Source organism: Sphaerisporangium sp. NPDC049003 (genome assembly GCF_043197795.1).
Lineage (GTDB): Bacteria > Actinomycetota > Actinomycetes > Streptosporangiales > Streptosporangiaceae > Sphaerisporangium.
Window position 1 is genome coordinate 1 of the sequence record NZ_JBICTU010000024.1, and the last position, 17078, is coordinate 17078.

The following is a 17078-nucleotide window of genomic DNA, read 5'->3' on the forward strand; positions in this document are numbered from 1 at the left end:
TGAAGATGTGCAGGTGCTTGGAGTTCACCACGATCACCAGGAACACCAGCATGACACCGATGTGCAGCAGCAGACCGACCTTCTCCAGCACCTCGCTTTCCGGGAGGAAGCCGGCGGTCAGCTCGGAGGCGAACGCACCCGACGCGTACGGGAGATTGCCCGTGTTCATCGCGGCGCCACGGAACAGGAACATCGACCAGATCACGTTGAAGATCATGAACAGGATCAGCCACGCACCACCCAGGTGCGAGCCGGAGAACCTCGACCCGCGTCCCCGTCTCTTCGGCGAGTTCCTCAGCCGGATCACCGCGAACGCGACCAGCCCGGCGAGCGCCGCCATGGCGATGAGGTCCTGGAGGAACCCGAGGACCGGCCACGTCCCGATCAGAGGGATGTGGAAGTCCGGCCTGCCGGTGACCGCCCCCTGGATCAGCGCCCCGTAGGCCTCCAGGTAGACCGTCGCCAGGATGAAGAACGCCCACATGACGAAGAAGTGGGCGACGCCCGACGGTGTCCACTTCAGCAGCTTCTTCTGCCCGAACACCTCGACGAGCTGGGCCCGGATCTCGGCGCCGAGGTGGGATCTGGCGTATTCGATCCGTTCGGGCGCGGGCTGCCCGCTGGTCGCGAGCCGGTGAAGAAACCGGGCGCGCAGGCCGGCCACGATCACCCCGGCCACGGTCATGGCCAGTCCGGCCATCGCTACCACGAGCACAAGGTCCTCCTCTGATCGGCCCGGCGGTTGCCGAAAGTCCTATCTGAATGCCATTCACTATGGCAAGAGCAGCGGGCAGATCGGGTGTACCCGGTCCTGCGGGTGGGGCCTCTGGCCCGGGATTCAGCTGAACACGCTGCTAGAAAGGCGGTCGACCATCGCGAGGACGGATGACGACTCTGTTGCGCCAATGTGACGGGCCTGTTTCCGTTGACGCCGTTCTCGGCCGCGTGCTAGACATCACTTGAATTACATTCAGTCCATGACGGTCAAGTGGGGGGACAGGAGGTGCGGTTGTGCTCGCTCTGCTCAGTGACGAGCAGCAGATGCTCAAAGAGGTGGTCCGCCAGATCGCCGGTTCCGCCGGTCTGGCGAACCCGGGCGACCTGACCACCCGGGACCGGGCCGCGGCCTGGCGGGCGCTGGCCCAGTCGGGCCTGCTGGCGCTGCGCACACGGGACGGTGACGGGCTGCCGGTTGGCTCCGGGGTCGAGGTCGCCGTGGTGGCCGAGGCGCTGGGCGCCGGGCTGGTCCCCGCCCCCTATCTCGGTTCGGCCGTTCTCGCCACGGAGCTGCTGGCCCTGGCCGGCGCGCATGACGAGGCCGAGAAGCTGGCCGAGGGCACGACCCGGGCCGGGGTCCTGCTGAACAGTGACCTGTCCGGCCTGGTCCGCTCGCCGGAAGGCGGCTCGGGATACGGCTGGGACGTCGACGGCGCGGACACGGTGCTGGCCCTGGCGGACTCCTCCGCGGGCACGCGGGTGGTACGGATCTCGCTGGACGCCGGCTTCGTCCCGGTGACGAGCGCCGATCTCACCCGTTCGCTGGTCCGCTCGGACGGCCCGATCGACCCGGGACGCCTGACGACCGTGGGCGACCCGCTGGCCCCCGAGGACCTGCTCCGGTGGGAGGCGCTCACCCTCGCCGCGATCTGCGCCGACGCGGCCGGTGTCATGCGCGCCGCAGTGGAGCGGGCCGTCGGCTACGCCAAGGAACGGGTGCAGTACGGGGCGCCGATCGGCTCCTTCCAGGCGGTCCAGCACATGTGCGCGGAGGCGTACGTGAGCGCGGAGTCCGTGGCGAGCGCCACGAACTACGCCGCGTGGGCGGTGGACGCGCTCGACCCGGCGGAGGCGCTGCTGGCCGCGCGTACCGCGAAGGCGCAGTGCGCCGCCGTCGCGCGTGACGTCACCGAGACGGTCATGCAGGTGTTCGGCGGCATCGGCCAGACCTACGAGCACATCGCGCACGTGCACACCCGCCGCGCGCTGATGGATCGCCAGTTGTTCGGCGACGAGGGCGCCCAACTGCTTCTCATCGCCGACGTCCGACTGACGGGAGAGTGACCATGGACTACCGAGACACCCCCGAGGAGGCGGAGTTCCGCGCGGTCCTGCGCCGCTGGCTGACCGAGAACATCCCGGCGGGCTGGGACAAGATCGAGGACGAGGAGGAGGCCGTACGGCTGCGCAAGTCCTGGCACCGCACCCTCTACCAGGCCGGCTACGTCGGGCTGAGCTGGCCGGTGGAGTACGGCGGGCGTGGGCTGAGCCCGGTCTACGACGCGATACTCAACGAGGAGTCGGGCAACCTGGGCGCCCCGCCCCTGCCCTCGGTCGGATACATCGGCCGGGCCATCTTCACCTACGCCTCCGAGGAGCAGAAGAAGCGTTTCCTGCCCCCTCTGCTGTCCGGCGAGATGTCATGGTGTCAGGGCTTCAGCGAGCCGGAGGCCGGTTCCGACCTCGCCGCGCTGCGCACCTTGGCACGGCTGGACGGTGACCACTATGTGGTGAACGGCCAGAAGATGTGGACCAGCGGCGGCCAGCACGCCGACTGGTGCCTGCTGCTGGCCCGCACCGATCCCAGCGTGCCCAAGCACAAAGGCATCTCCGCCTTCCTGGTCTCGATGAAGGAGCCCGGCGTCACCGTACGGCCCATCGTCATCGCCAGCGGAGAGGCGGAGACCGCCGAGGTCTTCTGGGACGACGTGCGGATCCCGGTGGAGCAGCGGCTCGGCGCCCCCGGCGAGGGCTGGCGGATCGCGATGACCACGGTCGCCTACGAGCGCGGCCCCGCCGACATCGGCTTCATCGCCAACTATCGGCGCACCCTGCGCAAGGTGGAGCGGCTCGCGGCCGAGCGCGGGTTGCTGGAGCAGCCGGAGACGCGCAAGGCGCTCGCCCGCGCGTACGTGCGCGGCGAGGTGCTGCGCCTCAACTGCATGGAGCAGTTGTCGCTCCGGGTATCCGGACGTCCTCCCGGCCCGGAGGGCTCGGTGGCCAAGCTGCTGTGGGCCGAAGCCGAGCAGTCGTTGCAGCATCTGGCCATGGACATCCTCGGCGCCGACGAGCTGACGGGCGTCGCGGACGGGTGGCTCAGCTCGTACTTCACCTCCCGGCCGGTCAGCGTGTACGGCGGGTCGGCGCAGATCCAGAAGAACATCATCGCCCGGATGCTCGACCTGCCGCGCTGAGCGCCTCCGATCGAGTGCGCCGGTTCCGCCGGGACGCCGTTCACCCCACCGGCTTCGCCGGCCGACGTCAGGTTCACCGGGGAGTGCCCTCTCCGAGTAGAACCCTGAACCCCTTCAGACGCTGATCCAACAACAACGTCCTGCCTCGGCGTGCCCGGAGGACGCCGCCGCGTGTCCCGAAAGCGGCGCCCCTTCGAGTGATCTTCACCGCGGCCGTTCGCCCGTGGGCGATCTCACCGATCACCGCACCACATCCCCCTGTACTACCTCCTGAACATGATTCAGCCGCCGGGTTTCCCTGGCTGAGGAGGCCGCAATGAGCCCACGACCCACCCGCCTCGCGATGATATCGATCAGCGCGCTGCTGACGCTTTCGCTCACCGCGTGCTCAGGCTCCGGTGACGCCGGCGCCGACGGAGGCGCTGAGCCCTACATCGTCTACCTGACCGGCGACTACTCCGGTCCCGTCTCCACCAACACCAAGAGCATCGACGCCGGCGTCAAGCTCGCCGCGGAGGAGTTCAACGCCTCCGGCGGCGTCAACGGCCGCAAGATCGTGGTCGAGACGGCCAACGACCAGAACGACCCGACCAAGGCGGTCAGCCTCCTGCAGCAGCGCCTGTCCTCGGGAAAGAAGCCGGACCTGGTCTACCCGGGCAGTTCGAGCGCGGTCTCGCTCTCACTGCTGCCCATCCTGACCCGGCAGAAGATCATGTCCGTCGGCGGCACCGTCAGCATGCTGCTCAACGACCCGGCCAAGTTCCCCTACCACTTCGGCGTCTCCTCGCCCGGCAAGGACTACGTGCCCGCGCTGATCTCGATCGCGAAGTCCAAGGGCTACAAGAAGATCGCCATGCTCTACTCCAACGACGCCACGGGCCAGAGCTCGGCGGAGATCTACAAGAGCGCCGTCCAGGGCGCGGGGATGCAGTTCGTCGAGGCCCGCTACGAGGCGACCGCGCTGGACATGAGCTCGCAGCTCAACCAGCTCAAGGCGCAGAACCCTGACGCGCTCCTGCTCAACGGGTACGGCACCGCCGCGCTCTACGTCATGCGCAGCCGGGCCCAGATCGGCTGGGACATCCCCGCCTACTGCGACCAGCTCGCCTCCGGCTTCCCCTACCTGAAGAACCTCGAAGCGGAGCAGCTCAAGAACGTCAACGTGGTCGTCTCCTCGGCCACCTTGTCCTCCGCCGAGCAGCACCCTGGCCTGGCCGGCTTCATCCAGAAGATCAAGTCCGGTCCGGTGGCCGACGGCATCTCCAGCACGGGCTGGGGCCTCTACTCGACCGGGCACGACGCGCTCGCCGTCGTCGTGTACGCCGCGCGCGAGGCCAAGTCCGACGACTCGGCCAAGGTCAAGGAGACGCTGGAGCACCTGCCCGCGCCGACCGGCGCGCCGCTGTGGTACTACGCGGGCCCGAACGGCCAGTACCTGAAGTACAGCTTCTCGCCGACCGACCACTTCCCGACCGCCGGCGCCGACACCTTCCAGTACGTGCCGCCCGGCACCTACAACAGTGACGGCTTCTACGCACCGGAAAAGGCGTGAGGCGGCCGTGACGACGGTTTGGGCCGGGCTGGCGACGGGCGCGATCTACTCGCTGATCGCGATCGGGTACAACGTGGTGCTGCTCGCCTCCGGCACGTTCAACTTCGCGCACGCGCAGCTCCTGATGGTCGGCACCTTCCTGGCCTACGCCGGCGCGGTCACATTCGGCCTCCCCGTGGTGGTGACCGTCCTGTTCGCCGCCGCCGGTGTGGGGGTGGTGGCGCTGCTGGAGGAGCGGATCGCGATCCGGCCGCTGCTGGGCCGCTCGACGCGCACGGCGCGCTGATCACCACGGTCGGCGCCGCGACGATCCTGGACGGCCTGGCCGCGGCGATCTGGGGCCGCCAGCCCCTGACCGTGCCCTCGGGCCTCCCTGACCGGCCGCTGGAGCTGCTCGGTGGCACGGTCCGCCCGGTCGACCTGGTGCTGATCGCGCTCACCCTGCTGCTCGGCGTCGGGCTGCACCTGTGGTCGCGGTACTCCCTGCTCGGCCTCGCCTCGCTCGCCTCGGCCGAAGACCGGCAGGCGGCCTCGGCCCGCGGCATCAACGTACGACTGCTCGGCGTCGGGGCGTTCGTCCTGGCCGGGGTGATCGCTGGAGCGTTCGGGCTGCTGGTCGGGGCGCGCACCTACGCGACCTTCGACCTCGGCCACGCGCTGTCCCTCTTCGGCTTCGTGGCGATCGCGATCGGCGGTTCGGGCAGCCAGCTCGGCGGGCTGATCGGCGGCTTCGCCACCGGGCTGATCTACGCGTTCGCCGCGCGCTACATCGGCGCGGCGTACCCGCAACTCGTGATCTTCGGGGTGTTCCTGCTGATCCTCTTTCTGCGACCGCGCGGGCTCTTCGGCTCCGCGCTCGAACGGCGGGTGTAGCCATGACCGCACTCATCCACCGGTATCGCCCGCTGATCGCCGTACTGCTCGTGGCGCTGCTCATGGCGGCGCCAGGGGTGGGCCTGATCAACGCCTACTGGTCGCGCACGGTGATGCTGATCGCGATCCTGAGCCTGCTCGTCAGCGGCCTGAACGTCGTCCTCGGCTACGCCGGGGAGCTGGCCGTCGGCCAGGTGGCGCTCTACGCGGTCGGCGCCTACGTCGCCGCCTACCTGGGCGTCGAGTTCGGCGCGACCAACGTGCTTCTGGCGCTCGGGGCGGCGACGGCCGCCGCGGTCGTGGTCGGGCTGGTGACCGGGATACCCGGCCTGCGGCTGGGCGGCTGGGCACTGGCGATGGTGACCTTCTTCCTCGTCACGCTGATCCCGAACCTGGTCGACATCCTGCACTCCTTCACCGGGGGCACGCTCGGCCTGGCCGCCGCGGTCCCGACACTGTTCGGCCTGGAGATCACCGGTAACCGGCTGTACGTGCTGATCCTGCTGGTCACCGCGGGGTGGTTCGCCATGGCCCGCAACCTGCTGCTCTCCCGGCACGGCGACATCTTCCTCGTGCTGCGGCAGAGCCCGATCCTCGCCTCGGTCCTCGGCGTCTCGGTCTACCGGCTGAAGCTGCTCGCCTACGTCATCGGCGCGATCCCGGCCGCCCTGGCGGGAGCGCTGTTCGCGATGATCGACGGGTTCATCGCCCCGGAGACCTTTACCTTCGCGCTGGCGCTGAGCGTGCTCGCCGCCTCGGTGGTGGGCGGTTCGACGTCCGTCTACGGCGCGATCGCGGGCGCGGCGGTGATGCAGCTTGGCCAGCAGACCTTCACCCAGTTCCAGGACTGGCAACTGGTGATCTATGGAGCGTTCCTGCTGCTGGCGGGCGTCATCTTCAACCGCGGGCTCGCGGGCATCGCCCACGACGGGCTGGCCGCGGCGCGGCGGCGCGGCTGGTTGCCCACGCTCCCGTCCGCCTCCGCCACCATCACCGCCAGGCACGGACACGACCCGGCGGCCGGCGCCTCCGCGAGCGCCGGGCTCGACCGCCTGAACGGCGCCGTGCTGCGGACCGAGGGGCTGAGCAAGTCCTTCGGCGGCAACAAGGCGCTGCGGGACGTCTCGATCGAGGCCCACCCCGGAGAGGTGACGGCCCTGATCGGGCCGAACGGCTCCGGCAAGACCACCCTGCTCAACCTCATCAGCGGTTTCTACAAGCCCTCGGGCGGGTCGCTGGTGCTCGACGACGAGCAGATCGGCGGCCGGCCGCCGTACCGGATCGCACGGCTCGGGGTGACCCGCACCTTCCAGACCCCGCTGATCCCCAAGCACATGAGCACGCTGGCCTTCGTCGCCACCGGCCGGTACGTGACCCACCGCGTGGGGATCGCCGCCGCGGTGCTGAGGCTCCCGGTGTTCCGCCGGGGGTACGCGGCGGACAACGCCGAGGCGCTCAGGCTGCTGCGGTGGCTGGGGATCGAGGACGTCGCCGGCCGTCCGGTCGACTCGCTGGCACTGGGCACCCGCCGGCTGGTCGAGGTGGCGCGCGCGCTCGCCTCTGGGCCGAGGGTCTTCCTCTTCGACGAGGTGGGCTCCGGGCTCGACGAGAGCGACCTGGTGGTGCTGGAACGGGCGATCGAGAAGATCCGGCAGGCCGGCGGCACCGTGATCCTCGTCGAGCACAACTTCCCGCTGGTGCTCAAGCTGGCCGACCGCATCCACGTACTCAGCCAGGGCGCGCTCATCGCCTCCGGCACCTCGGCGGAGATCCAGGCGGATCGCCGGGTGCTCGCCGAGTACACCGGCGCGACGGACCACGAGTCCCCGGCCGAGAACCCAGAACCCGAGCCGGCCGGCCGGTCCGCGGCACCGAAGGGAGCCCAGTGATGTTGTCCGCCGTCGGGATCACCGGTGGGTACGGAGACCTGCGCGTCCTGTGGGGCGTGGACGCGGCGGTCCGCGCCGGGAAGATCACCGTGGTTCTCGGGCGCAACGGCGCCGGGAAGACCTCGCTTCTCTGCGCGATCGCCGGACTGCTGCCGAACGTCGGCCAGGGGAAGGTCGAGCTGGACGGGAAGGACATCAGCGGTGCGCGAGCACACCGGCGGATACGCGCCGGGCTGGCCCTTGTCCAGGAGAACAAGCGGGTCTTCCACGGCAGGAGCGTCGAGGAGAACCTGCTCCTCGGCGGGTACCTGCTTCCCGGGCGCGGGCTGCGCAGCCCGGCCAGGCGGGAGGCGCTTGAGCAGGCGTACCAGCGCTTCCCGCTGCTGAGGGAGCGGCGGCGCGTGCCGGCGGGGAGCCTCTCGGGCGGTCAGCAGCAGATGCTCGCCATCGGCCAGGCGCTGATGCCGGGCCCGAAGCTGCTGATGCTCGACGAGCCCTCCGCCGGCCTGGCCCCCGCCATCGTCAACGAGGTCCTCGCGATGGTCTCGGCGCTGCGCGACGAAGGGCTGTCCATCCTCCTCGTCGAGCAGCGCATCGAGCACGCGCTGGAGATAGCCGACGACGTGGCGGTGATGGAGAACGGGCGGATCGTCGCGGCGGGCGCCAAATCCGATTTCAACGACGGCGCGGTGATCCGCGAGGTGTATCTCGGCCGGTCGGACGAGCGGCTGACCACAGGCAACGTGTGAGAGCAGGAGCAGACAGGATGCAGATGAAGGACAAGGTCGCCGTGGTGACCGGCGCCGCTCAGGGCATCGGCCGCGCGGTCGCCGAGGCGTACGCCCGGGAGGGCGCACGGGTGGCGGTGGCCGACATTCAGGCCGACGCCGCCGAGGAGGTGGCCGACGGCATCCGCCGTCAGGGCGGGGAGGCGCTCGCGGTGCTCTGCGACGTGTCGAGCCGCGCCGAGGTCGACCGGGCGGCCGCCGAGGTCAAGGCGGCGTACGGCCCGATCGACGTGCTGGTGAACAACGCCGGGATCACCCGGCCCGCGATGCTGCACAAGATGACCGAAACGGAGTGGGACCAGGTCATCGGGGTCCACCTTCACGGCTCGTTCTACTGGCTGCAGGCGGTGGTCCACGACATGATGGAGCGGGAGCGGGGACGGATCATCTTCTCCTCCTCGTCGACCGCGCAGAACGGCTCCATCGGGCAGATCAACTACGCCGCCGCGAAGTCCGGGATGCTGGGCATGATGCGGAGCGCGGCGCGCGAGCTCGGCCGCTACAACATCCTCGTCAACGCCGTGGCCCCGGCGGCCGCGACCGAGATGACCCTCAAGGTGCGCACCGATCCGCGCTTCGCCGACGCGGTCAAGCGCCTGCCGCTGCGCCGGCACGCCGAGCCCGAGGAGATCGCGCCGACCTTCGTGTACCTGGCCTCGGACGCGTCCAGCTTCGTCACCGGCCAGGTGATCTCGGTGGACGGCGGCGGGATGATGGTCCGTTGACCATGGACACCGGCCTGGGACGCCGTCCACTGGACGGCGTCCGCGTGGTCACCTTCGCCCAGAACTTCCAGGGACCCTACGCGACGATGGTCCTCGCCGACCTAGGCGCGGACGTCATCGTGGTGGAGCGGCCCGCGACGGGGGACCCGGCCCGGAGCCAGCCGGGCATGTTCGCGGCGCTGAACCGCGGCAAGCGTTCGGTGACCCTGGACCTCAAGTCTCCGGAGGACCAGGAGACGGCGTTCCGGCTGGCGTGTACGGCGGACGTGCTCTTCGAGTCCTACCGGCCGGGCAGCATGGCACGGTTCGGCCTCGGCTACCCGAGGCTGAGCGCGGCCCACCCCGGGTTGGTGTACGTGTCGGTCTCCGGCTTCGGCCAGGACGGGCCGTACCGTGACCGGCCCGGGCACGAGCTGATGTACCAGGCGACGGCCGGCGCGCTCGACGCCCTGTGCGACCGGCCGGAGCCGGCGATCCCCCCGCCGCCCGGTCCCGAGACGGGCGCCATGGCCGGCGCGCTTTACGCCGCGCTCGGCGCCCTGGTCGGGCTGGTCGGCAGGGGCGCGACCGGGTGCGGCACGTACGTCGACCTGTCCACCCACGAGGCGCTGATGTCCCTGCTGGCACTGCGGTTCGAGCGGGAGCTCAACGCGCCGGCCGCCGCCACGGCCCCGCCGGGCCGCGAACCGGGCTACGGGCTCTACCGTTGCGCGGACGGCCTGCTCATCTGCCTCGGCATCGGCTTCGAGGACCACTTCTGGGCCCGGCTGTGCGAGGTGACCGGGCTGGCCGGGTACGCTTCACTGCGCCGGCACGAGCGCTGGCCGAGGGCCGGGGAGCTCACCGGTGAGCTGGCCCGCGTCCTCGCCTCCCGCACCCGCGCGCGGTGGCAGGATGCCTTCGACCGCGCCGGGATCCCGGCGAGCCCGGTCCACCGCGTCGGCGAGGCGCTTCGCGACCCGCACGCGCTCTCGCGCCAGGTCGTCAGGTCCATGCCAGGACGGGCGAGCCCGCGGTACGTCCGCCAGCCGCTGCGCCTGAGCGCCTACACCGAGCCCACCCCTGCCCCCGCCCCGCTCCTGGGCGAGCACACCGCTTCGGTCCTGCGCGAGCTGGGCGCGTCGGCCATACCACGAGGAGGCAACTCATGACCACGCCCGACTCCCGGCCGGCGTTCGACCGGCTTCTCTCTCCCCGCTCGCTCGCGATGGTCGGCGCCTCCAACAGCCCGACGCGCATCGGCGGCACCGTCTTCGCCAACCTGCTGCGCGCCTTCCCCGGCGAGGTCCACCCGGTCCATCCGAAGGACGAGGTGGTCCAGGGCCGCCAGGCGTTCCGCACCGTCGCCGACCTGCCGGAAGCCGTGGACATGGCCGTGATCGCGGTACCCGCCCCCGCCGTGGTCGACGTGGTCGCCGCGTGCGCCGCCCGGGGCATCGGCGGCGCGACCGTCATCACCTCGGGCTTCGCCGAGGCGGGTCCCGAGGGACGCGCGCTGCAGGACCGGCTCACCGAGGTGTCCCGCGACACCGGCATCCGCGTCATCGGACCCAACTGCATCGGCTACATGAACGCCCACGACGGCGTGATGGCGAACTTCATGGTGACCGCAAACGAGCCACTGCCCCAGCCGGGACCGGTGGCCCTGGTCTCGCAGAGCGGCGGCTTCGGCTCCTACATCACCAACAAGGCCGTTCTGGCCGGGCTCCGGCTCGGCTGGTTCGTCTCCACCGGCAACGAGGCCGACGTGAACGTGGCGAACGTGCTGCGCCACCTGGTGGAACGCCCCGAGGTGGGTGTGCTGTTGTCCTTCGCCGAGACCTTGCGCGACCCCGAGGTCTTCGTGGATACCGCGCGCCGGGCCGCCGAGCTGGATAAGCCGCTGGTCCTGCTGAAGGCGGGCCGTTCCGACGAGGCGGCGCGGGCCGCGATGAGCCACACGGCCTCCATCGTCGGCTCGGCCCAGGTGCTGGACGCGGTGTGCGAGCAGTACGGCGTCTTCGTCGCCTCGACCATGGAGGAACTGCTCGACCTCGGCACCATCTTCCAGGACGGCCGGCGCGCCCGGGGCGACCGCGTGATCGTCATGACGTCGTCCGGAGGGGCGGGCGTGCTGCTCGCCGACGAGGCGGGGCTGGCGGGACTGTCGGTCCCCGTTCTGCCGGAGCAGGAGCAGGCGGCGCTGGCCGCCGACATGCCGGTGCCGTTCTACGGCAGCACCGCCAACCCCGTGGACACCACCGCGCAGACCACCGCGATGCCGGGCGCGTACCGCAAGGTGCTGTTCTCGGTCGCGGCCAGCCCGTCCGCCGACCTGGTGTCGGCGGTCACCTGGGCCCGGCCGGGGCCGGCCAACGACGCGATCGTGGAGATGTACCAGAACACGGAAAAGCCGGTCGCGGTCCTGTCGACCGCCTGGTCGGAGCAGTTCCAGGCGGCGGGCGTGCCCACCTACACCGACCCGCGCCGGGCGATGACCGCGCTGGCCGCCCTCGTCCGGCAATCCGGCCGCCGGCCGCACGCCGGCCCGGCGCGGTTCGTCCCGGACGCCGGACGGGTGCGGCACGTACGCGAGCTGATCGCCGCCGCGGGCCGGGAGACGACCCTGCTGGAGTCGACCGGCAAGAGCATCCTCGCGCGGTACGGCGTGCCGGTGACCCGCGAGGAGCTGGTGACCTGCGCCGACGGCGCGGTCGAGGCGGCGGAGCGCGCCGGCGGCCCGGTGGCGCTCAAGGTGATGTCCTACCAGCTCCCGCACAAGTCGGACGCCGGGGCGATCCGGCTCGGCCTGCGGGGCCCCGACGAGGTGCGGGCGGGGTACGAGGAGATGCTCGCCGAGGTCGCCGTCCGTGCGCCGGACGCGGTCGTGGAGGGCGTCCTGGTCCAGCAGATGGCGCCCGCGCGGCTGGAGATGGCCTGCGGGGTGCAGCGCGACCCTCTCTTCGGGCCCATGGTCGCGATCGGGCTCGGCGGGGTGCTGGTCGAGGTGCTCAGCGAGGCGGCGCTGCTGCGCCCGCCGTTCGACGCGGCGACCGCCAGGGCGGTGCTCGGCGGGCTGCTCGGCGGCCGGTTGCTGAGCGGAGGCCGCGGGCTGTCGGAGGCGGAACAGGACGCCGTGGCCCAGGTGATGGTGGCCCTCGGTGAGCTGGCCCTGGAGCTGGACGAGGTCACCGAGGTCGACGTGAATCCGCTTCGCGTCTCCGGCGGCGTGGTGCTCGCGGCCGACGCGCTGATCGTGGTGCGGCATGGTTGACCGCACCGCTCTGATCGGCCACGCCTACCCGCCGTACAGCTTCCCCGTCGAGCACGGCAAGGTGCGCGAGTTCGCCCTCGCCGTCAAGGCCGGGGACCCGGTGTACCTCGACGTCGAGGAGGCGAGGTCCGCCGGGTACGCGAACCTGCCCGTGCCGCCGACCTTCTCCGCCGTGACCGCCCACTGGGCCGTCAGGGACGGCGAGGACGTGCTCGGGCTGAACCTGCGGAGAGTGCTGGCGGGCGGCGCCGAATGGGAGTACCTGGGCGACGTCGTCGTCGGCGACGTGCTGACCGTGCGGTCGCGCATCGCCGACGTCCTGGACAAGGGCGGAAGCCGCGGTCCGATGACGCTGATCGTCACCGAGCACGAGTTCGTCAACCAGCGTGAGGAGACCGTGATGCGCGTGCGCAGCACGGTGATCGAATTGGGGGAGCAGTGACAGAGTCGGAGACCGAGGCGCGCGCCGCGGCACCGGTGCCGAAGGCCCCGGGCCGGCGGGTCGGCCCGCTGACCCGTACGGACTTCGTGCGGTACGCCGGAGCCGGTGGGGACTTCAACCCGATCCACCACGACGAGACCTTCGCCCGCGCGGCCGGCTACCCGTCGGTGTTCGGGCACGGGCTGCTCACGGCCGGGATCCTCGGCGGCTACGTCGCCGACTGGCTCGGGCGTGGGAACCTGCGCAGGTTCAGCGTCCGCTACGTGGGCCAGGTCTGGCCGGGTGACACGCTCACGCTCAGCGGCGAGGTGCTCCGCTCGGAGAGCGGCCCGGACGGCGCCACCGAGGTCGAGGTCGGGCTGACGGTACACAGCGAGGCCGGTGGGGACGCGCCACGGCTGGTCCTCCGCGGTGGCGCGACGGCGGTCTACGCCTCCTCGGCCGCGGGAGGGCGGCCATGACCGGCATCGCGCCGCACCGGGAGTACACCGACCGGCTCGCCGCCGGGGAGGTGCCGTTCCAGACATGCGACCGCTGCCACGCCGCGGTCTTCTACCCACGGGTGATCTGCCCGGTGTGCGGGGCCGTCGAGCTGAGCTGGAGCCAGAGCGCCGGGCTCGGCACGGTCTACTCGGCCAGCGTCCTGTCCCCGCGTGAGGGGCCGCCCTACACCGTGGTGCTGGTCGACCTGGACGAGGGGTTCCGCGTGATGAGCACGGTGGTCGAGGTCCCCGCCGAGGACGTGCGGATCGGGGCGCGCGTGCGGGGCCGGGTCGACCAGGACGGCCCGTCCGGGCCGAGGGTCGTGTTCACGGTCGACGAGGAAGGACGAGGATGAGCGGGCCTGAGCTGCGCGGCGCGGCCGCGATCGTGGGAGTGGCCGAGTCCGACCTCGGCGAGGTCGGGCCCGACAGATACGCGATCGAGTTGGCGGCGCAGGCGTCCGCCGCCGCGCTCGCGGAGGCGGGATTGTCCACCCGGGACGTGGACGGACTGTTCTGCGCCATCGCCGGGCGCGGTATGGCGCCGCTCGACATGGCCGAGTACCTGGGCGTCCGGCCCAGGTACACCGACGGCACGATGGTCGGCGGCAGCTCGTTCGTCTCGCATCTGCACCACGCGGCGCTGGCGATCGCGTCGGGCGCGTGCGAGGTGGCGCTCATCGCCTATGGCAGCACCGCGCGGTCCGACAGCGGCCGGGGCCGGCTGTCCACCGGCCCTCCCGAACTGCCCTCCTACGAGGCCGCCTACCGCCCGCGCATGCCGGTGACCGGCTACGCGCTGGCCGCCGCCCGGCACATGCACCAGTACGGCACCACCCGCACCCACCTCGCCGAGGTGGCGGTCGCCGCACGCCGGTGGGCGAGGCTCAACCCCAAGGCATTCGTCCGCGACCCGCTGACCATCCAGGACGTGCTGGACAGCCGCGTCATCTCCAGCCCGCTGTCCAAGCTCGACTGCTGCCTGGTCACCGACGGCGGCGGCGCGGTCGTGGTGACCGGTGCCGAGCGCGCCAGGGACCTGCCCCGCCCGCCCGTCTACCTGCTGGGCGCGGGAGAGGCGCACCGGCACCGTTCCATCTCCCAGATGCCCGACCTCACCGTCACCGCCGCGACCGAGTCCTCGGCCCGCGCGTACGCGATGGCCAAGCTCGGGCCCGGGGACGTCGACGTCGTGCAGCTCTACGACGCCTTCACCATCAACACCATCCTCTTCCTGGAAGACCTGGGCTTCTGCGCCAAGGGAGAGGGCGGCGACTTCGTCTCGGGCGGGCGGATCGCGCCGGGCGGGGCGTTGCCGGTCAACACCAACGGCGGCGGCCTTTCGTACTGCCACCCGGGGATGTACGGCATCTTCCCCCTCATCGAGGCGACACGCCAGATCCGGGGCGAGGCGGGCGGCAGACAGCAGCCTGACGTGACGATCGCGCTCGCGCATGGCAACGGCGGCCAGCTCTCCAGCCAGGTGACGGCCATCCTCGGAGGGCGGGAGAGCCTGTGAGCACTGTCCTGACGTCCCGTGACGGCCCCGTCCTGACCGTGACGCTCAACCGCCCCCGATCGCTCAACGCGCTGGACGCCGAAACCCTGTACGCGCTCGCGGAAGCCTGGCACGAGGCCGCCGACCCGGAGATCCGGGCGGTCGTGGTCACCGGGAGCGGACGGGGGTTCTGCGCGGGCGCCGACCTGCGCGCGCCGGCGGACCGTTCCAGGCCGGGAATCAACGGGCTGCGGCACACCTACCACCCGCACGTGCTCGCCATGGCCGCGCTGGAGAAACCAGTGATCGCCGCGGTGAACGGCGCGGCCGCCGGCGCGGGGCTGTCCCTCGCCGCGGCGGCCGACCTGCGGATCGCCTCGGAGGAGGCCAAGTTCGTCCCGGCCTTCACCGCCGTGGGCCTGGTGCCCGACGCGGGGGGCGCGTACTTCCTGCCGCGGTTGCTCGGCTACGCCCGCGCCTACGAGTGGCTGGCCACCGGCCGGCGGCTGACCGCCGCCGAGGCGCTGGCGTGGGGACTCGTCTCCGAGGTGGTGCCCGCCGGCGAGCTGCTGCCGCGCGCCGCCCGGCTCGCCCACCAGCTGGCCGCCACCCCCGGCCGCGCGGTGGGCCTCACGAAGCGGCTGCTCGACTACGGGCTGAACCACGGACTGGCCGAACTACTGGACGAAGAGACGCGGCTGCAGGCCCTGGCGGTAGCGGCGCCCGGACGGATGCGGGCCCGTGCCGAGGTGGTAGGCCGCCTTTCCGCTGACAAGGAGGATCGATGAGCGAGTACAAGACATTGCTGGTGAGCCGGGACGACGGGCTGGCCACCATCGCCCTGAACCGCCCCGAACGGTTGAACGCGATCGGCGGCGGCCTGGAGGAGGAACTGGGCAGGGCGCTGGCAGAGGTGGCCGACGACCCGGCGGTGCGGGCGGTGCTCCTGCGCGGCGAAGGGCGGGCGTTCTGCGCCGGTGGTGACGTCAAGGACATGGCCGGGCGCGCCGAGGACGAGATCGCGCCGAGCGCCGGCCAGCAGGTGTACGAGATCCTGCGCGGCCGCCGCATCCTGGAGACGATCCTGTCGGTGCCGCAGCCGATCGTCGCGGCCGTGCACGGGTACGCGATGGGGCTGGGCGCCACGATCGCGCTGTTCTGCGATGTGGTGGTCGCCGCCGAGGACGCCCAGTTCGCCGACACGCACGTCTCGATCGGGCTGGTCGCGGGCGACGGGGGAGCGGTGGTGTGGCCGCTGGCGATGCCGCTCGGCGCGGCCCGGTACTACCTGATGACCGGCGACCGCGTCAGCGGGACCGAGGCGGCACGGCTCGGGCTGGCGCTGCGGGCCGTTCCGGCCGGTGACCTGCTGGACGAGGCGACGGCGATCGCGCGACGGCTCGCCGACGCCGCGCCGCTGGCCGTCCAGGGCACCAAGGCCACCGTGAACAAGATCGTCAAGGAACGGCTGAACCTGCTGATCGACCTCGGGCTCGCGCTGGAGGGCGGCACCTTCGTCAGCGACGACCACAAGGAGGCCGCCGCCGCGTTCGTCGAGAGGCGCAAGCCCACGTTCCGGGGACGGTGAACCATGAAGATCGTTGTCTGTGTCAAGTACGTACCCGACATGAGCTCCGAGCCGGGGTTCGGCCCCGACCTCACGGTCGACCGTGAGGGCGCGGGCGGTCGGCTCTCCGAGCTGGACGAGTACGCCGTCGAACAGGCGCTCAAAATCCTGGACGCGGCGCCGGACGCGCACGTCACCCATCTGACCGTCGGCCCGGCCGGCGCGGCGGAGGCCCTGCGCAGGGCCCTCGCGATGGGAGGGCACGCGGCGGTCCACGTCGACGACGACGCGATCGCCGGTTCCGACGCGCCCGCCACCGCCCTGGTCCTCGCCGCCGCCCTGCGCCGCCTCTCGCCCGATCTGGTGCTGTGCGCCATGGCCTCCACCGACGGCGGCACCTCGGTGGTGCCGGCGATGCTCGCCGAGCACCTGGAGCTGCCCCAGCTCACCTTCGCGAACGAGGTGGCCCTTGATCCGGGCGGCGGCACCGTCCGCATCCGGCGGGAGGCCGCGCGGGCGACCGAGCAATGGGAGGCGGCGCTGCCCGCCGTGGTCTCGGTGACCGACCGCAGCGGCGAGCCCCGGTACCCGTCCTTCAAAGGGATCATGGCCGCCAAGAAGAAGTCACTGGAGACCTGGACCCTCGGCGACCTCGGGGTACCCGCCGGCCAGGTCGGCGCCGCGTCCCGGACGGTGGTCGACGAGATCACGGCCAGGCCCGCCCGGGTGGCAGGGACCGCGGTGCCCGACGACGGCGAGGGAGGCCGGCTGCTCGCCGGCTTCCTGTCCACGCACAAGTTCATCTGAGGAGGGATCAC

At 71.6% G+C, this 17078-nt stretch carries 17 protein-coding genes and 1 pseudogene; 17 read left to right on the top strand and 1 reads right to left on the bottom strand.

From position 1 onward, the window contains the following. Positions 1 to 715, bottom strand: a pseudogene (locus ACGFIV_RS25245) (Fe-S oxidoreductase); the annotation flags it as partial. Positions 716 to 1011: 296 nt separating this feature from the next. Between ACGFIV_RS25245 and ACGFIV_RS25250 the strand changes: the two are divergent. The 17 genes from ACGFIV_RS25250 (at position 1012) to ACGFIV_RS25330 (ending at position 17067) form a co-directional block, all read left to right on the top strand. Next, entirely contained in the window at positions 1012 to 2061 is a 1050-nt protein-coding gene (locus ACGFIV_RS25250; RefSeq protein ID WP_392837982.1) for an acyl-CoA dehydrogenase family protein, read from the top strand. 2 nt (positions 2062 to 2063) lie between these two features. Continuing rightward, complete coding sequence (locus tag ACGFIV_RS25255) at positions 2064 to 3191, top strand: acyl-CoA dehydrogenase family protein (RefSeq protein ID WP_358558407.1); 1128 nt, start codon at positions 2064 to 2066, stop codon at positions 3189 to 3191. A gap of 316 nt (positions 3192 to 3507) precedes the next feature. Continuing rightward, positions 3508 to 4743, top strand: a complete 1236-nt coding sequence (locus ACGFIV_RS25260; protein WP_358558409.1) for an ABC transporter substrate-binding protein — start codon at positions 3508 to 3510, stop codon at positions 4741 to 4743. Positions 4744 to 4750: 7 nt separating this feature from the next. Beyond that, positions 4751 to 5029 (top strand): hypothetical protein, encoded by a 279-nt coding sequence (locus ACGFIV_RS25265; RefSeq protein WP_392837983.1) that lies wholly within the window; start codon positions 4751 to 4753, stop codon positions 5027 to 5029. 71 nt (positions 5030 to 5100) lie between these two features. Then, positions 5101 to 5616 carry a hypothetical protein gene (locus tag ACGFIV_RS25270; RefSeq protein ID WP_392837984.1) on the top strand — a complete coding sequence of 172 codons (516 nt, stop codon included), beginning with the start codon at positions 5101 to 5103 and terminating at the stop codon, positions 5614 to 5616. A gap of 2 nt (positions 5617 to 5618) precedes the next feature. Further along, positions 5619 to 7505: a branched-chain amino acid ABC transporter ATP-binding protein/permease gene (locus tag ACGFIV_RS25275; RefSeq protein WP_358558413.1), complete on the top strand. Its 1887-nt coding sequence runs from the start codon at positions 5619 to 5621 to the stop codon at positions 7503 to 7505. Then, positions 7505 to 8254, top strand: a complete 750-nt coding sequence (locus ACGFIV_RS25280) for an ABC transporter ATP-binding protein (protein ID WP_358558415.1) — start codon at positions 7505 to 7507, stop codon at positions 8252 to 8254. Before ACGFIV_RS25275 ends, ACGFIV_RS25280 begins: the two co-directional genes overlap by 1 nt. Positions 8255 to 8271: 17 nt before the next feature. Then, positions 8272 to 9018 carry a 3-oxoacyl-ACP reductase FabG gene (locus tag ACGFIV_RS25285; RefSeq protein WP_358558417.1) on the top strand — a complete coding sequence of 249 codons (747 nt, stop codon included), beginning with the start codon at positions 8272 to 8274 and terminating at the stop codon, positions 9016 to 9018. A gap of 2 nt (positions 9019 to 9020) precedes the next feature. Next, the gene (locus tag ACGFIV_RS25290; RefSeq protein ID WP_358558434.1) at positions 9021 to 10169 is read left to right on the top strand and encodes a CaiB/BaiF CoA-transferase family protein; all 1149 of its coding nucleotides are present in this window, start codon (positions 9021 to 9023) and stop codon (positions 10167 to 10169) included. Next, positions 10166 to 12271 (top strand): acetate--CoA ligase family protein, encoded by a 2106-nt coding sequence (locus tag ACGFIV_RS25295; protein ID WP_392837985.1) that lies wholly within the window; start codon positions 10166 to 10168, stop codon positions 12269 to 12271. The genes ACGFIV_RS25290 and ACGFIV_RS25295 overlap by 4 nt, the downstream gene beginning before the upstream one ends. Continuing rightward, positions 12264 to 12713 carry a MaoC family dehydratase N-terminal domain-containing protein gene (locus ACGFIV_RS25300; protein ID WP_392837986.1) on the top strand — a complete coding sequence of 150 codons (450 nt, stop codon included), beginning with the start codon at positions 12264 to 12266 and terminating at the stop codon, positions 12711 to 12713. Before ACGFIV_RS25295 ends, ACGFIV_RS25300 begins: the two co-directional genes overlap by 8 nt. Continuing rightward, positions 12710 to 13174 carry a MaoC/PaaZ C-terminal domain-containing protein gene (locus ACGFIV_RS25305; protein ID WP_358558422.1) on the top strand — a complete coding sequence of 155 codons (465 nt, stop codon included), beginning with the start codon at positions 12710 to 12712 and terminating at the stop codon, positions 13172 to 13174. The genes ACGFIV_RS25300 and ACGFIV_RS25305 overlap by 4 nt, the downstream gene beginning before the upstream one ends. After that, the gene (locus ACGFIV_RS25310; RefSeq protein WP_392837987.1) at positions 13171 to 13551 is read left to right on the top strand and encodes a Zn-ribbon domain-containing OB-fold protein; all 381 of its coding nucleotides are present in this window, start codon (positions 13171 to 13173) and stop codon (positions 13549 to 13551) included. The genes ACGFIV_RS25305 and ACGFIV_RS25310 overlap by 4 nt, the downstream gene beginning before the upstream one ends. Beyond that, positions 13548 to 14714: an acetyl-CoA acetyltransferase gene (locus ACGFIV_RS25315; protein WP_358558426.1), complete on the top strand. Its 1167-nt coding sequence runs from the start codon at positions 13548 to 13550 to the stop codon at positions 14712 to 14714. The genes ACGFIV_RS25310 and ACGFIV_RS25315 overlap by 4 nt, the downstream gene beginning before the upstream one ends. Continuing rightward, the gene (locus ACGFIV_RS25320; protein WP_392837988.1) at positions 14711 to 15481 is read left to right on the top strand and encodes an enoyl-CoA hydratase/isomerase family protein; all 771 of its coding nucleotides are present in this window, start codon (positions 14711 to 14713) and stop codon (positions 15479 to 15481) included. Before ACGFIV_RS25315 ends, ACGFIV_RS25320 begins: the two co-directional genes overlap by 4 nt. Continuing rightward, positions 15478 to 16281 carry an enoyl-CoA hydratase/isomerase family protein gene (locus ACGFIV_RS25325; protein ID WP_392837989.1) on the top strand — a complete coding sequence of 268 codons (804 nt, stop codon included), beginning with the start codon at positions 15478 to 15480 and terminating at the stop codon, positions 16279 to 16281. The genes ACGFIV_RS25320 and ACGFIV_RS25325 overlap by 4 nt, the downstream gene beginning before the upstream one ends. Before the next feature lie 3 nt (positions 16282 to 16284). Next, positions 16285 to 17067: an electron transfer flavoprotein subunit beta/FixA family protein gene (locus ACGFIV_RS25330; RefSeq protein ID WP_392837990.1), complete on the top strand. Its 783-nt coding sequence runs from the start codon at positions 16285 to 16287 to the stop codon at positions 17065 to 17067. The last annotated feature ends 11 nt before the right edge of the window (positions 17068 to 17078 follow it).

Bases quoted from the DNA above. Each gene is read 5' to 3' on its own strand.
- ACGFIV_RS25255 (WP_358558407.1), top strand. From the start codon at position 2,064: ATGGACTACCGAGACACCCCCGAGGAGGCGGAGTTCCGCGCGGTCCTG.
- ACGFIV_RS25260 (WP_358558409.1), top strand. From the start codon at position 3,508: ATGAGCCCACGACCCACCCGCCTCGCGATGATATCGATCAGCGCGCTG.
- ACGFIV_RS25275 (WP_358558413.1), top strand. From the start codon at position 5,619: ATGACCGCACTCATCCACCGGTATCGCCCGCTGATCGCCGTACTGCTC.
- ACGFIV_RS25280 (WP_358558415.1), top strand. From the start codon at position 7,505: ATGTTGTCCGCCGTCGGGATCACCGGTGGGTACGGAGACCTGCGCGTC.
- ACGFIV_RS25285 (WP_358558417.1), top strand. From the start codon at position 8,272: ATGCAGATGAAGGACAAGGTCGCCGTGGTGACCGGCGCCGCTCAGGGC.
- ACGFIV_RS25290 (WP_358558434.1), top strand. From the start codon at position 9,021: ATGGACACCGGCCTGGGACGCCGTCCACTGGACGGCGTCCGCGTGGTC.
- ACGFIV_RS25295 (WP_392837985.1), top strand. From the start codon at position 10,166: ATGACCACGCCCGACTCCCGGCCGGCGTTCGACCGGCTTCTCTCTCCC.
- ACGFIV_RS25300 (WP_392837986.1), top strand. From the start codon at position 12,264: ATGGTTGACCGCACCGCTCTGATCGGCCACGCCTACCCGCCGTACAGC.
- ACGFIV_RS25310 (WP_392837987.1), top strand. From the start codon at position 13,171: ATGACCGGCATCGCGCCGCACCGGGAGTACACCGACCGGCTCGCCGCC.
- ACGFIV_RS25315 (WP_358558426.1), top strand. From the start codon at position 13,548: ATGAGCGGGCCTGAGCTGCGCGGCGCGGCCGCGATCGTGGGAGTGGCC.
- ACGFIV_RS25325 (WP_392837989.1), top strand. From the start codon at position 15,478: ATGAGCGAGTACAAGACATTGCTGGTGAGCCGGGACGACGGGCTGGCC.
- ACGFIV_RS25330 (WP_392837990.1), top strand. From the start codon at position 16,285: ATGAAGATCGTTGTCTGTGTCAAGTACGTACCCGACATGAGCTCCGAG.